Source organism: Candidatus Nitrospira neuquenensis (assembly GCF_979578155.1).
On record NZ_CEFZDU010000037.1, the window covers coordinates 53,651 to 67,338 of the forward strand.

Genomic DNA, 13,688 nt, shown 5'->3' on the forward strand with positions numbered 1-13,688 from the left:
TGAACTCGGTGAGTCGATCTGGTGTGAGAGCGCATCAAGTTTGCGGTAGCCCATCGCCATCCTCCTCCACCGCCGTCGCCCGGAGCGCCGCCTCGGCCTCATGGATGGTGAGCTTGAGCCCGCGCCGGTAGGCCCGCCAGAGTTCCCCGCAGCGGCGCCCCAGCCGCACGCCCCGCGCGGTCTCCTCCAGATACCCGTGCGCCTCCCAGACGGTGCACAGCCGCGACACCGAGGCCTCGGACACACCCAACGACTTCGCCAGATCCGCTTGGCTGAGCCCGCCGGGTCCGGCCTCCGCCACCGCCTCGATCAACAAAATCGCGCTCTCCACCGCCTTGCTCATCGTCCCCCTCCCATGGATTCGAGCTTCTTCTTCCAGCTCCGTTCCTCCGCCGTCAGCTCGTTGCGCTTCATCCGGATCTCCCCGATCTTCGCCAGCGCGAGGATCTCGGCCGGCACCAGCTCATAGCCCCGGACGCGCGCCAGGTACCGCAGGGGTTCGTCGTCGTCGGTGACCGTGCAGAAGGCGGGGAGCCACGCGGCCGGGAACCGGTACGGCTCCTTGTCCGATGATTGGCCGAGGTAGTTCCGCAGCATGTGGATCGAGCAGTGCTTGTCCCCCTCGGCAAAGCCCAACAGCTCCCGCATCTCGGCCGCCACGGCCTCGGCCTTCTTTCCCCTGACCAATGCCCGGCGCATGGCCTCGTTGAGCAGCCCCAGGAACTGCCGCTCGATCGCATACCCGCCGGGGACGGCCAGCGCCCGCGCCTGCTCCGCCGCGTCCAGGGCCGCCTCGAAGTCCAGCGGGAGCTGCCGGATATCTGCCGGTCGTGGGCATTTAGACATTGTGAAAGTCTCTTGCATTTGCTAGGCTACCGACGCCCTGGAGGAGGGGGCCTCGATGGCGCAGCGGCACTGGATGGTGTGCTCGAATCCTCAATGCTGTTGGGCGATTGAATGGCCCCGCGACGCCAATCCCCAGCCGGACTACATCTGCGAGGACTGTTGGGCGCCGGCACTCGCTCGATGCCCCGGCTGCGAGGAGTCGATCACGTCGCCCCGCGCGACCGCCTGCAAGCGCTGCCATCAGCCGTTGCGCCGGGCGGAGGCCTGGGGCGCGGCGGCTGCCGCGCCCACCCGGCTGACCTGCATGTCGCTGTTGGGGGAGCTGGCCGACGCGCTGCATCGGCCCCTCACTCGCGAAGAGAATCGCTGGGTGAGGCGGCGCTGGCCGAAGGGCGCGCTGGCGATGGAGCTTGATCAGATCCTGGCGGCACTGCGGGCGCGCGCCGCGGATCGTACCCGCACCCGACGCGCGTGCAGGTCTCGTCACAGGCCGTGTGGGCCTTGGGATCGTTGGCGAGGGTCACGTGCGCCAAGGGGGCGCCACAGAGGATGCAATAGATAGCGTGCAGGTCCGTCGCAAGATCGGCCTGCCCGCATTCTGGGCAGACCTTGAACCATTGCGAAGTCAGCGCCTCCTCGATCAGCTCGAGGGAGTCCCGGATGGACCGGAGTTGGTCGGTGATGATGCGTTGACGGGCATGTTCCGCGTTGAATGAGTTGAAGGACATGGTCCCTCCTTATGGTTGAGGTTCACGACAACACTTCGGCCGGGCGATGCTGCGCCGGAGCGGCGCGCCGCCAGGCCCGGACCCAGCGGGCCACGGTGCACAAACCTACCGGGACGCCGGTCGCGCGGTGGATGGTCCGATACGACTCTTGCGGATGCGCGCGCCAGTAGGCCTCGACGGTCTGGTACGCTGCCGGGTCCTTGGGCTGGCCGGCATCGGACCGTTGGAGCCTGGTCGAGGGCGGCAACCCGGCCGCCAGGCGCGCGAGCTGGAGCTGCTTATAGGCGGTGGTCTTACTGATCCCGGCATCGAGCGCGAGCCGCTGGATTGCGCGGGCCCGCAGCCGCCCCGCTGGGAGCGAGAGACAGTCGGTGAAATCGAACGGCTGCTCGGGGCAGCGCCGGTCGATGATCGCGGTCAGGGTCCGGATCGCCCACCGCTGGAAGGCAATGATCCGCTCCTGGGCCGCCGGGTCCTTGATCCGGTCGTAAGAGACTTTCACGAGTGAGGCGATGATGCCTTCGCGGGTCGCACAGAGGATCTGCTGGTTCCGACGGTGAGAACCGGTTACCGTTACGGTAACCGGTTCAAGCCATCCATCGAAGAGCTTTGGGTTGCGTCTGACGACTCGAAAACGGGACCGTTTAACCGTCAACGTAACGTTGACGGTTAAACCCTCAAACAGGGGGGCGTTGCGTTTAAGAATCTGCCACACTGCCTGGCGGGAGTATCCGATCAGCTGAGCCGCATCCACGACCGGGATGACGGCCACCCGGCGGTTGCCCAGCAGGTGGGAGAGAATCTGAGGGGCGTGCGGGATAACAGGGACAGGCAGTGTCTCAGCCATGCGTGTCCTCCCGCTTACGCCGCGCTGGGCGGCCCGGCCTCATCCGGCCACAGCTCGGCAACGGGCCGATTCACCAAGCGGGCCAGGGCTTCACGGAGCCACGGCGTCCGGCAGTTACCCCGGACCACATGGAAGACCATCTGTCTGGTGACTCCGAGTCGCGTGGCCGCCGCGCTGTAGGTGAACCCGTGTTCCATCAGGGCGAACCGGGCCCGCGTGGCAACGGGCACCGTTGGTGCGCGGCGTACTCGGCGGCGCTGTCGGTCGATGCATGTTGTACGGGAATGCTCCATGGGAGCGGATATAAACTAATTCATTTATAAGTGTCAAGCTAAAAAGTTTATGGCCCTACATCCTCACGAGATTCTTGATCGTCTGATGGAAGCGCTGGGTGCCCAAACGCTCGCAGCTCTGGCCCGTGCACTCGACGTGACCCCACAGGCGATCAACGCGGCACTGAGACGGAAGCAGATCCCGACCAAGTGGGTCTTTCAGGTGTCTCAGAAGACGGGGAGATCGTTCGAATGGCTCGCGACTGGCCAGGAAGGACCGGCCACCCAAATGTTCAAGGATCTGGCCTACCGGATGGAAGCGATTGCGGCGACGAACAAAGTAGCCCGCCAAGTGCAAGAGCTGCTGCTAGAGATGCCGATCACGAAGCTGCCGTTGACGGCGGCGGCCCTGCAGTTTATCAAGGAGGCGCCGGAAGAAGACCAACAGGCCGTGCGACGGCTCTTGTTGTGCCTCCGCACGGGCAGCAGCAAGACCCATCAACTGGTGGCCGCGCAGTTGAAGGCGATGCTCGACACGATCGAGCTGGTCGAGCAGGAGCATAAAGGGGGCCGCAGCGAAGCGGCCGGTGCACGCACCAAGGCGGCGGGCTGACGCCGCGCGTGAGCCCGAAGGGCCGCTTCTGTCCCTGGCATGAGGTCTGGTATCTCGCCGGCCAGTGTGCCGTCTGTCCGGACGGCCCCCTCGACCGCGGCTAAGCCAGGTGCGATTGGCAAGCCGCTTCCATTGCACTTTTCTGCGGCGCCGGCGTAGCAGAGATGCAATTCGATTTCACTCTCCTCCAGTTTTCCTCCAAAACCTCAACTTCGATCCCAGTCATTTCCCCCGGTTAGAATGCAACTCCCCCCCTTTGCTAGAACGAACGGCTTCACCCGGCCCGCCGGTTGACAGGCCCTCCGGCTCCTGAGTATCATCGCCGCCGGTGCCCGGCCCTCCGTCGCGGGCCTCGTTCCCTCCGGAAGCCGGCGTAGCTCAGTGGCAGAGCAGCTGATTCGTAATCAGCAGGTCGGTGGTTCAATCCCACTCGCCGGCTCCATAAATCAACGGGTTCTGCGAGCCAGCTTTTCCGGTTACAAAATCAGCTACAAGGGTGGGGGGCGGGCGGGGACGCAGACGCGGACCTGGTGGGGGAACGGGCGTCCCGGCACGCGGCGGGTGGCGAACCTCGCGGATGAGACGGCGAAGCGGCAGTTCTCCGCTGGCCGACCATGACCGGCTACGACGACGGCTACGCGCGGACCGCCCCGGTGGGCTCGTTCGAGCCGAATCCCTTCGGGCTCTACGATACGACGGGGAATGTGGGGGAGTGGACGGCGGACTGGTACGGCGCGGACTCCTACGGGCGGAGCCCTCAACGCAATCCGACCGGACCTGCCGAAGGTCAAACTCGCCTGTTGCGGGGCAGCGGCTGGGGCACTCTGCTGGTTGGCTCGATCCGGTACTTCATGTTCGGAGAATTCCCGATCCGGGTCAGCGCCCCTCCGGTGGAACGGCACGGCGGCCTCGGCTGCCGGTGCGCGAAGACTCCCCGAGCCCTTGGTCCTTGGACCCTTGAGCCCTTGGTTCTTCCTGGCCTGCTGGCTCCTTCCTCGCGTGATTGACTTTCCGCGCTCCTATCGGTTCGTGCTGGGGATCGGGTCATCCTCGACGTCATGTCAGTGTGATGAGACGGCCGGATCGCCGCCGGCGCTGCTCCGATGCCCGACTTCCGCGCTACGCGCCCGCCTTTCTTCGCGGCGGCTATTCCGGCAGGCGCTCGACCCGGCCGGTGACCTGTTTGAGGAGGGGCTTGAGATCGCTGCAGGTGGACAGGGCGGCGAGGGCGAGCGCCGCGGCGAGCAGGAGGGGGAGTGCGGGCACCTCGCCGGGCCGGGGGGTTTCCCCCTCCCGTTCTTTCCGTACCTGTGGTACCCTACGGGCCGACGGGGCCGGCGCCGGAGCTCAGAGGAGGGGCGACATGACCGGAGGCGGAGGCACCGCAGCGCGGCGGGGGGCGGCTCTGGCGGCGGTGCCGGTGCTCGTCGCGGCCATCCTGGCGGTGGACGTGATGCTGCCGGCGGGGATCGCGGTCGGGGTGCTGTACGTCGGGCCGGTGCTGCTGGCCCTGTACGCGGGCCGGCGGGCGGTGAGCCTGGCCGTGGCGGCGGTCTGCACGCTGCTCCTGCCCGTGGGGTTCCTCCTGTCGCCGGTCGGCGCAGCGCCGTGGGTGGGGGTGAGCAACCGCTTCCTGAGCGCGGCGGCCATCTGGATCACGGTGGTCCTCTCCCTGCGGGACATGCAGGCGCGAGGGGAGGTCCATGCGCTGCGGGGCCTGCTCCCGATCTGCGCCTCCTGCAAGAATCTGCGCCTGGTCAACGGGACCTGGCAGCCCGTCGATCGGTACCTGGAGGCGCTCTCGAACGCGATCCTCTCGCACAGCATCTGCCCGCGCTGCGTCGAGAAGTGGTACCCGGATCTCTATCCCGAATTGGCCGAGCGACGCCACGATCCGCCCCAGCGTCCGTGAGGCGCGCGGGTCGTCGGGTCCGCCGGACGCGCCGATGATCGGCAAGCGGTTGCCAACCTGTCCGCGTTGCGAGGGCGCCCTGGGGCATACGGGGGCCTTCTGGACCTGTGCGGGCTGCGACTTCTCGATCACCGACCAGGCGCTCCGATTCGAGCGCATGGCCTCGATGGACGCCGAGGATCGCCCCGCCATGAAGGAAGTCGGCTAGGCGGCCCACCGCTGGTCCCTTTGCCCGATCCCGCCCGCTGCCCCGCGCTTGACACTCCGTCCGACCGAGGGCTATCCTCGCCCCGATTTCCGAGGAGGATGCGTGTGAAGCGAACGGCTCAGGCGGGCGTGCCGGCCCGTCGCAACGGCGCCCCGGCCCCGCCGGGACCGGGACCGTCCGCGCCCCTGCTCGTGCCCGGGCCGCTCGCGAGGGCGCTGCTCGGCCTCTACGACTATCCGGACCCCCGCCGGCCCGGCCGGCTGATCCGCGGCTACGACCGGCCCCATGCGCTGCGCACCGCGCGGATGTGCGCGAGCGTCGCGCTCCGGCTCGGGCATCCGCCTGAGCGGGTCGTACGCTATCAGATCGCCTGCCTGCTCCATGACCTCGGCCGCGCCGGCCTGGACAGCCCGCTGTTCGGGCGGATCTGGTCCTGGGCCCGGCATCGCGGCATCCCCACCAGGCCGCGGGAGTGGCGCGCGGTCCATCCGGAGACGCCGTACGGGAAGGAAACGGAGGCCTTCCTCGCCCGGTACGGGCACGAGCTGGCGGCGATGGGGATCGCCCTCGACGGCTGGACGAAGGAGCAGGTCGAGATGCGGCTCGGGTACGCTCGCCGCCTCGCCCGCCGCCTCCGCGAGGTGAAGCCGCGCCTGGCCGCGATGGGGGTGCGCTGGGGGGCGTGGATGGGCCGGGTCATGCTCTATTACTACTATCCGGAGAAACTGAGCGGGGCGCCCGGGTGGGTCCGGCAGCTCGCGGAGGTGCTCGTGGCCTGCGAGCAGTTCGAGGCCTACTGCAACCGCCGGCGCGGCCGGGACTACTACACGCGGACGGGGGAAAGCGTGGCGGACGCCTCCGCCTACCTGGAGAAGCTCCGGGTGGAGGGCATCCTCAGCGACCCGGTCGTGAAGGCGCTCCGGGACCTCGCCGCGGAGGGCGCCTTCGACCGCCTGCTCGCGGAGGCCCAGGGGGGCCCGCTGCCCCGGCGGGAGGTCCGGGCGCTGCGCTCGCTCGGCACGGGGGCCGTCTCATGCCAGTGAAGCGCGTCCCCCTCACGCTGGAGATGAAGGGCGACACGCAGGTCGAGAACGTCACCGACCTCGTCCGAAAGGCGCTGGAGGGCACGGGCCTGCGGGCGGGCCTCGCCACGGTGTTCATCCGGCACACGACGGCCTCGGTCCTGATCATCGAGGACGAGCCCGGCATCCGGGCCGACACGAAGGCCCTGTGGGAGCGGCTGGTCCCGGCCGATCCGGCTTGGCAGCACAACGTCCGCAACGCCGGCGAAGACAACGGCCACAGCCACCTCCGCGCGCACCTGCAGGGCTGCTCGGTGACGATCCCCTTCAACGATGGCCGGCTGGAGCTGGGCACCTGGCAGCAGGTCGTCGTGGTGGACTTCGACACGCGTGCCCGCCGCCGCGAGCTGGTGGTGCAGGTGCTCGGCGAGTAGGCCCGGCGTGATGAGGACCGACCGTCTCCGCCTCGCCCTCGGTGCGCTCCCGGCGCTCGTGCTGCTGCTCGCCTCCGTCGGCGTCGCCCGTTCGGAGTGGGGCCGTCCGCTCGGGCCGGCCTACGACGGCCCCGAAGTCCAGCCCCGCCCCCTCGCCAAGGCGCCCGGCGAGCTCGGCGCGGAGGAGCTCGCCACGATCGCGGTCTTCGAGAAGGCCGCCCGGTCGGTCGTCTTCATCACCAACACCGCCCTCCGCCGCGGGCCCTTCTCGCTGGACCTCTTCGAGGTGCCGCAGGGGTCGGGGTCGGGCTTCGTCTGGAACAAGGCCGGCCACATCGTGACGAACTTCCACGTCGTGTACGGCGCCGACGCGATCAACGTCGTCCTCGCGGACGGCGCGGACCATCCGGCCAAGGTGGTCGGGGCGGACCCGGACCACGACCTCGCCGTGCTGCAGATCCAGGCGCCGGCCGAGGCGCTGGTGCCCCTGCCGGTCGGCAGCTCCCGCGACCTGCGGGTCGGGCAGAAGGTGCTGGCGATCGGCAATCCCTTCGGGCTCGACCACACGCTGACGACCGGGGTCGTGAGCGCGCTGGGACGCACGATCAAGTCCCTCACCGACCGCACGATCGAGGGCGTGATCCAGACGGACGCCGCGATCAACCCTGGGAACTCCGGCGGGCCGCTCCTGGACAGCTTCGGGCGGCTGATCGGGGTCAATACGCAGATCTACAGCCCGAGCGGGGCCTACGCCGGGATCGGCTTCGCCGTGCCGGTGGACACGATCAACCGGATCGTGCCGGAGCTGATCCGCTACGGCAAGCCGATCCGCCCGGGCCTGGGCATCGCCATGATCCCCGACGCCATCGCGCGGCGGTGGAGGGTGGAGGGCGTCGTCGTCGGCCGGGTGGTGCCCGGCAGCGCGGCGGAGCGGGCCGGGCTGCGGGGCGTGAAGGAGCAGCGCGGGGGACGCCTCGAGCTGGGCGACGTGATCACCGGCGCGGACGGCGAGCCGATCAGGACCTCCGACGACCTGCTCCGGATCCTGGACCGCCACAAGGTCGGCGACCGGGTGACCTTCGAGGTCCTGCGGGACGGGCGGCGCCGATCGGTGACGGCCACCCTCCAGGCCGTCGAGTGAGGCGCGCTAGCCCGGCGCCGCGCGCACCCACTCCACCACGCGCTGTTCCGCCCAATAGCCGTCCTCCCGCGGCCGGGGCCGCTCGAGGAACCCGCAGTGCCCGCCCGCCTTCGTCATCACCAGGCGGAGGCGGGGGTTGCGCCGCAGCGCCGGCGTCTCGAAGATCCGTCGTGGGATGAAGGGGTCGTCCTGCGCGGCGAGGATCACGGTCGGCACCGCGATGCCGTCGAGGACGTGGCGGGCGCCGACCCGCTCGTAGTAGTCGGCCGCGTCGCGGAACCCGCCGTCCGGGGCCGTGTAGGCGTCGTCGAAGGCGCGCAGCGTTCTGATGCGCGGCAGCCGCGCGAGGTCGTAGCGCCCGGGAAAGTGGGCGGCCTTGCGCCGCAGGCGCGCCTTCACCCTCGTCAGGAAATAGTGCCGGTAGAGCCGGTTGGCGGGGCGCTCCAGGGCCTCGACGCAGGCGGCGGGGTCGATGTTCGGACAGACGGCCAGGACGCCGCGCAGGGCCGGCAGCCCCGCGCCGACCTCTCCCGCCATCTTGAGCAGCAGATTGCCCCCCATCGAGTAGCCGGCCGCCCAGATCGCCCGCAACCCGTCCTTCTCCGCCAGCTCGGTCGCGACCGCGGCCGCGTCCCCGCTGAGCCCCGAGTGGTAGAGGGTCGGCGTCAGGTGCTCGGTGCCGCCGCAGTTGCGCTGGTTGAGCCGGACGACGTTCAGGCTGGCCCGCCAGCCCCGGTCCGCGATGCCCCGCATGTAGTGGGAGTCGGCGCAGCCTTCAAACCCGTGCAGGAGGAGGAGGGTGCGGCGGCTCGTCCGGTCGGGCTGCCAGTGGCACTGCGCCAGGACCTGCGTGTGCGGGGCGACGGCGAACAGGCGCGACTCCGTCGGGACGCCGGCCAGGAGGCCCCGCCGCGGGAGGAACCGCGGCACCACGGTCATCAGGTGGCCGTTGGGGCAGAGGGGATGGGGGCGGAAGGACGGCCAATCCATCGGTCAGCCCCCCTCCATCCGGTCGCGCGCCGATGCCGGAGCCATGCGGCAGTCTAGGCAATCCGTCCGCCAGGACGCAAGCCCGGCGGACGGGCGGTCGTCCGCCTCGGCGGCCTCGGCCGGGCTCTCGACCGCGCCCGTCGCCGCGCGCCGGGCGGAGTTCCCGCTTGCGCCTCCCACCCAAATCGGGGAGAATACGGGTCCACGCGACGGGGGATCGGTCGGCTTGCGGAGATCGTGTCGGCTCCAGATGCGGTGGGGGGGCCTGGCCGCCGTGCTCTGGGCGGCCGTGGCGTCGGGCTGTACGCCGGAAGGCGGCTCGACGGCGCCCCAGGCCCCCCTGCAGGTCGGGGTCGTGGCCGCGACCCAGGCGGATGTCCCCCTCTACTCCGAGTGGATCGGCACCACCGACGGCCTGGTGACCGCCAAGATCCGGGCGCAGGTCTCCGGCTATCTGATCCGGCGGCACTACGGCGAAGGCGCCTTCGTCAAGCGCGGCACCCTGCTGTTCGAGATCGACCCGCGCCCCTTCCAGGCCGCTTACCTGAAAGCCAAGGCGGAACTCGGCAAGGCCCAGGCCCAGCTCGTCAAGACCGAGCTCGACGTCAAGCGCGACACCCCCCTCGCCAGGGTCAAGGCCATCAGCGAAAAGGAACTGGACGACTCGATCCAGGCCTACGAGGCGGCCAAGGCCTCCGTGGACTCCGCCAGGGCGACGCTCGAGCAGGCGCGGCTCAACTTGGAGTGGACCCGGATCACGGCGCCGATCGACGGCGTCGTCGGGATCGCCAAGGCCCAGATCGGCGACCTGGTGGGGCCGACCGGCGAGGAGCTGACGGCCATGTCCACGCTCGACCCGATCAAGGTCTACTTTCCCATCAGCGAGCAGGAGTACCTGCGCGCGGCGGACCGCGTGCAGGAGGCCTACCGGAATCCCGGGACGGTCCATGAGGACAGGCTGGAGATGGTCCTGAGCGACGGCTCGACCTACCCGCACCGGGGCCGGTTCCTGCTGGTGGACCGTCAGGTGGACGTGAAGACCGGGACCATCCGGGTCGCGGCCGTCTTCCCCAACCCCGGCAACGTCCTCCGCCCGGGCCAGTTCGCGCGGGTGCGCGCGCTCACCGACACGAGGCGGGGGGCGGTGCTCGTGCCCCAGCGGGCCGTGACTGAGCTGCAGGGCGGGCATCAGGTCGCCGTCGTCGGTCCCGGCAACGAGGTGGAGATCAGGCCGGTCACGGTCGGGGCGCGCACGGGCGGCAACTGGATCGTCGAGCAGGGCGTCGCGGCCGGGGATCGGGTGATCGTCGAGGGCCTCCAGAAGGTGAGGGCCGGGATGGTCGTGGACCCCAGGCCGTACGTCTCCGCCCCAGCCGAGGAGAAGGCCAAGCCGAAGCCGAAGACCTAGTCCGCGCCGCGGGCCCGCTCCATCCGCCGGCCGGCCGCAAGAGTCCCCATGGCCCGATTCTTCATCAACCGCCCGATCGTCGCGATGGTGATCTCCATCGTGATGGTCATCGTGGGCCTGGTGGCCATGGTGCAGCTCCCCGTCGCCCAGTTCCCCGACATCGCCCCGCCCGAGATCCTCGTCCAGGCCACGTACGTGGGCGCGGACGCGGTCACGCTGGAGCAGTCGGTCGCCACGCCGATCGAGCAGCAGATGAGCGGCGTGGACAACATGCTCTACATGTACTCCGTGAACGCCTCGAGCGGGCAGATGACCCTGCGGGTGGACTTCGACATCACGACCGTCCCCAACGACGACCAGATCCTGGCGCAGATGCGGTACTCGCAGGCGGAATCGCAACTGCCGACCGACGTGAGGAACTACGGCGTCACGATCAAGAAGTCCACGACGAGCCCGCTCGCCCTGTTCTCCCTCTACTCGCCCAAGGGCACCTACGACGCGACCTTCCTGGCCAACTACGCGTACATCAACATCAACGACCCGATGACGCGGGTGCCGGGCGTCGGGCAGGTCATGATCTTCGGCGCCGGCCAGTACGCGATGCGGTTCTGGATCCGGCCGGACCACCTGGCCAAGCTCGGGATCACGGTCACCGAGATCCTGGATGCGATCAAGAAGCAGAACACGGTGAACCCGGCCGGCCAGATCGGCGCCGAGCCGGTCCCGCCCGGGCAGGAATTCACCTACACGGTGCGCGCGCAGGGCCGTCTGCTGAGCGAGGCGGAGTTCGCGGACATCGTCGTCCGGGCGAATCCCGACGGCTCGCTCGTGCGGCTGCGGGACGTGGCGCGCATCGAGCTGGGGGCCCAGACCTACGCCATGCGGGGGCGGCTGAACGGGACGCCAGCCGCGATCGTCGCCGTCTACCAGCTTCCCGGCTCGAACGCTATCGAGACGGTGGACCGGGCCAAGGCCCTGATGGAGGAGATGAAGCAGCGGTTCCCGGAGGATCTCGACTACGTCGTGTCGCTCGACACGACGCTCGCGGTCCGGGAGGGTATCACGGAGATCGTCGAGACGCTCTGGGAGGCGCTGGGGCTCGTGGCGCTCGTCGTCTTCGTCTTCCTGCAGGGCTGGCGCGCGACGCTGATCCCCATGCTGGCGGTGCCCGTGTCGCTGGTCGGGACCTTCATGCTCTTTCCCCTGCTCGGGTTCTCGATCAACACGCTCTCGCTGTTCGGGCTGGTGCTGGCGATCGGGCTGGTCGTGGACGACGCGATCGTCGTGGTGGAGGCGGTCGAGCACCACATCGAACAGGGGATGTCGCCCAAGGACGCGACGCTCAGGGCCATGGAGGAGGTGTCCGGGCCGGTCGTGGCCATCGCCCTGATCCTGGCGGCCGTGTTCGTGCCGACGGCCTTCATCCCCGGCGTCACGGGTCGGCTCTACCAGCAGTTCGCGGTCACGATCGCCCTGTCGGTCGTCATCTCCGCCTTCAACGCCCTCACGCTCAGTCCCGCGCTCTCGGCGCTGCTGCTCCGGCCCCGCCGGCCGGCGCGGGGGCCGCTGGGCCTGTTCTTCGGGTGGTTCAACCGCGCGTTCGGGCGGCTGACCGACGGCTACGTCGGCCTCTGCGGGCTGCTCATCCGCAAGGCGGGGCGGGCGCTGGTGCTCCTGGCCGTCCTCGCCGTCGCAGCGGGGTACTTCGGCGCCCGGCTGCCGCCGGCGTTCCTGCCGCCGGAGGACCAGGGCTACCTCTACGTGCACGTGCAGTTGCCGGTCGCCGCCTCGCTGCAGCGCACGGACGAGGTCTGCCGGAAGGTCGAGGCCATCCTCAAGGCGACGCCGGGCATCCGGTACTACACGACGGTCGTGGGGTTCAGCCTGCTGAGCACGGTGAACACGACCTACAACGCCTTCTACTTCATCACGCTCGCGCCCTGGGAGGAGCGCCGGGCGCCCGAGGAGCAGATCCGGGCCATCGCGACGCACGTGAACGGGGAGCTGGCCCGCCTGCCCGAGGCTCAGGCCTTCGTGTTTCCCCCGCCCGCCATTCCCGGCGTCGGGACATCGGGCGGCGTCACCTTTATCCTCGAGGACCGGTCCGGCCGCGACGTGGGCTTCCTCGCCGAACAGACCCGTGCGTTCCTGGAGGAGGCCCGGAAGCGTCCGGAGCTGGCCCGCGTGGACACCACGTTCATTCCCGGCGTCCCCCAGGTCTTCGCGCGCGTGGACCGGGACAAGGCGCTCAAGCAGGACGTGAGCCTCGACGACGTGTACCAGACGCTCCAGACCTTCATGGGCGGCAAGTTCGTGAACTACTTCAACCGATTTGGGCGTGTCTGGCAGGTGTACGTCCAGGCGGAGGGCGAGTTCCGGACGCAGGCCGAGAACGTCGGCCGCTTCTACGTCCGCAACGGCGCGGGCGACATGGTGCCGCTGTCGGCCCTCGTGACGATGGAGTCGGTCGAGGGCCCGGAGTTCACGATGCGCTACAACCAGTACCGCGCCGCGCAGATCATCGCCTCGGCGGCCCCCGGCTACACCTCCGGCCAGGCCATGCAGGCCCTGGAGGACGTCTTCGCCGCGACGATGCCCCGCGAGATGGGGTACGACTACATGGGCATGTCCTTCCAGGAGCAGGTCGCAAGGCGGGGGGTGCCGCCGAGCGCCATCTTCGGGCTCTCGCTCCTGTTCGTCTTCCTGATCCTCGCGGCCCAGTTCGAGAGCTGGGCCCTCCCGTTCAGCGTGCTCCTGGGGACGCCGGTCGCCGTCTTCGGCGCGTTGGGGGCGCTCTGGCTGGTCGGGGCGGAGAACGACGTGTACGTCCAGATCGGGCTCGTGCTGCTCATCGGGCTCGCGGCGAAGAACGCGATCCTGATCGTGGAGTTCGCCAAGGCGGAGTGCGAGGCCGGGAAATCGATCCCGGAGGCGGCGCTGGCCGCGGCCCGCCTGAGGCTCCGGCCGATCCTGATGACCGCCATGGCGTTCATCCTGGGCGTCGTGCCCCTCGTGCTGTCCGGCGGGGCGGGGGCCAACGCCCGGCACATCCTGGGGATCGCCGTGATCGGCGGCATGACGGCCGCCTCCGTCATCGCGATCTTCCTGATCCCCGTCACGTTCTCCGTCGTCGAGCGGCTGAAGCGGCGCGGCCGTGGTCCCGCCGCGCCGGGTCCGGCGGGACCGGCCGCCTCCGGGAACGGACAGCCCGAGCCCGCCGGCCTCCTCGCGCCGGTCGAGGCGGGGCGCGCAGGGGAAGGGGCCTGA

Annotated in this window: 14 protein-coding genes and 1 tRNA gene; 10 read left to right on the forward strand and 5 right to left on the reverse strand. The window is 69.7% G+C overall.

Going from position 1 to position 13,688, the window contains the following annotated elements; translation table 11 throughout:
• Positions 1 to 34: 34 nt before the first annotated feature.
• The 4 genes from AC1U7O_RS15430 to AC1U7O_RS15445 all read right to left on the reverse strand — a co-directional run bounded on the left by AC1U7O_RS15430 (position 35) and on the right by AC1U7O_RS15445 (position 2,421).
• Complete coding sequence (locus tag AC1U7O_RS15430; protein WP_479895746.1) at positions 35 to 343, reverse strand: MarR family transcriptional regulator; 309 nt, start codon at positions 341 to 343, stop codon at positions 35 to 37.
• Complete coding sequence (locus tag AC1U7O_RS15435; protein ID WP_479895747.1) at positions 340 to 846, reverse strand: hypothetical protein; 507 nt, start codon at positions 844 to 846, stop codon at positions 340 to 342. Before AC1U7O_RS15435 ends, AC1U7O_RS15430 begins: the two co-directional genes overlap by 4 nt.
• A gap of 347 nt (positions 847 to 1,193) precedes the next feature.
• Positions 1,194 to 1,574 (reverse strand): hypothetical protein, encoded by a 381-nt coding sequence (locus AC1U7O_RS15440; protein ID WP_479895748.1) that lies wholly within the window; start codon positions 1,572 to 1,574, stop codon positions 1,194 to 1,196.
• Positions 1,575 to 1,596: 22 nt separating this feature from the next.
• Positions 1,597 to 2,421: a hypothetical protein gene (locus tag AC1U7O_RS15445; protein WP_479895749.1), complete on the reverse strand. Its 825-nt coding sequence runs from the start codon at positions 2,419 to 2,421 to the stop codon at positions 1,597 to 1,599.
• Between the two features lie 342 nt (positions 2,422 to 2,763).
• Here AC1U7O_RS15445 and AC1U7O_RS15450 point away from each other — a divergent pair, with 342 nt between their 5' ends.
• From AC1U7O_RS15450 to AC1U7O_RS15485, 8 genes are all read left to right on the forward strand, one after another.
• Entirely contained in the window at positions 2,764 to 3,306 is a 543-nt protein-coding gene (locus tag AC1U7O_RS15450; protein ID WP_479895751.1) for a helix-turn-helix domain-containing protein, read from the forward strand.
• A 367-nt stretch (positions 3,307 to 3,673) separates the two neighbouring features.
• A tRNA-Thr gene (locus AC1U7O_RS15455) sits at positions 3,674 to 3,748 on the forward strand.
• A gap of 172 nt (positions 3,749 to 3,920) precedes the next feature.
• Positions 3,921 to 4,313 carry a formylglycine-generating enzyme family protein gene (locus AC1U7O_RS15460; protein WP_479895753.1) on the forward strand — a complete coding sequence of 131 codons (393 nt, stop codon included), beginning with the start codon at positions 3,921 to 3,923 and terminating at the stop codon, positions 4,311 to 4,313.
• A gap of 356 nt (positions 4,314 to 4,669) precedes the next feature.
• A complete protein-coding gene (locus AC1U7O_RS15465; RefSeq protein ID WP_479895754.1) occupies positions 4,670 to 5,218 on the forward strand; it encodes a hypothetical protein in 549 nt (182 codons plus the stop codon).
• 34 nt (positions 5,219 to 5,252) lie between these two features.
• The gene (locus tag AC1U7O_RS15470; RefSeq protein WP_479895755.1) at positions 5,253 to 5,426 is read left to right on the forward strand and encodes a hypothetical protein; all 174 of its coding nucleotides are present in this window, start codon (positions 5,253 to 5,255) and stop codon (positions 5,424 to 5,426) included.
• 104 nt (positions 5,427 to 5,530) lie between these two features.
• Positions 5,531 to 6,469: a hypothetical protein gene (locus AC1U7O_RS15475; RefSeq protein ID WP_479895756.1), complete on the forward strand. Its 939-nt coding sequence runs from the start codon at positions 5,531 to 5,533 to the stop codon at positions 6,467 to 6,469.
• Positions 6,460 to 6,882 carry a secondary thiamine-phosphate synthase enzyme YjbQ gene (locus AC1U7O_RS15480; RefSeq protein WP_479895757.1) on the forward strand — a complete coding sequence of 141 codons (423 nt, stop codon included), beginning with the start codon at positions 6,460 to 6,462 and terminating at the stop codon, positions 6,880 to 6,882. Before AC1U7O_RS15475 ends, AC1U7O_RS15480 begins: the two co-directional genes overlap by 10 nt.
• 10 nt (positions 6,883 to 6,892) lie before the next feature.
• Positions 6,893 to 8,023, forward strand: a complete 1,131-nt coding sequence (locus AC1U7O_RS15485) for a S1C family serine protease (RefSeq protein ID WP_479895758.1) — start codon at positions 6,893 to 6,895, stop codon at positions 8,021 to 8,023.
• Positions 8,024 to 8,029: 6 nt separating this feature from the next.
• Here AC1U7O_RS15485 and AC1U7O_RS15490 read toward each other — a convergent pair whose 3' ends face one another.
• Positions 8,030 to 9,013, reverse strand: a complete 984-nt coding sequence (locus tag AC1U7O_RS15490) for a YheT family hydrolase (RefSeq protein ID WP_479895759.1) — start codon at positions 9,011 to 9,013, stop codon at positions 8,030 to 8,032.
• A 226-nt stretch (positions 9,014 to 9,239) separates the two neighbouring features.
• Between AC1U7O_RS15490 and AC1U7O_RS15495 the strand changes: the two genes are divergently transcribed.
• Both AC1U7O_RS15495 and AC1U7O_RS15500 read left to right on the forward strand, forming a co-directional pair.
• Positions 9,240 to 10,421, forward strand: coding sequence for an efflux RND transporter periplasmic adaptor subunit (locus AC1U7O_RS15495; protein WP_479895760.1), 1,182 nt, complete (start codon positions 9,240 to 9,242; stop codon positions 10,419 to 10,421).
• Between the two features lie 48 nt (positions 10,422 to 10,469).
• The gene (locus AC1U7O_RS15500) at positions 10,470 to 13,688 is read left to right on the forward strand and encodes an efflux RND transporter permease subunit (RefSeq protein ID WP_479895761.1); all 3,219 of its coding nucleotides are present in this window, start codon (positions 10,470 to 10,472) and stop codon (positions 13,686 to 13,688) included.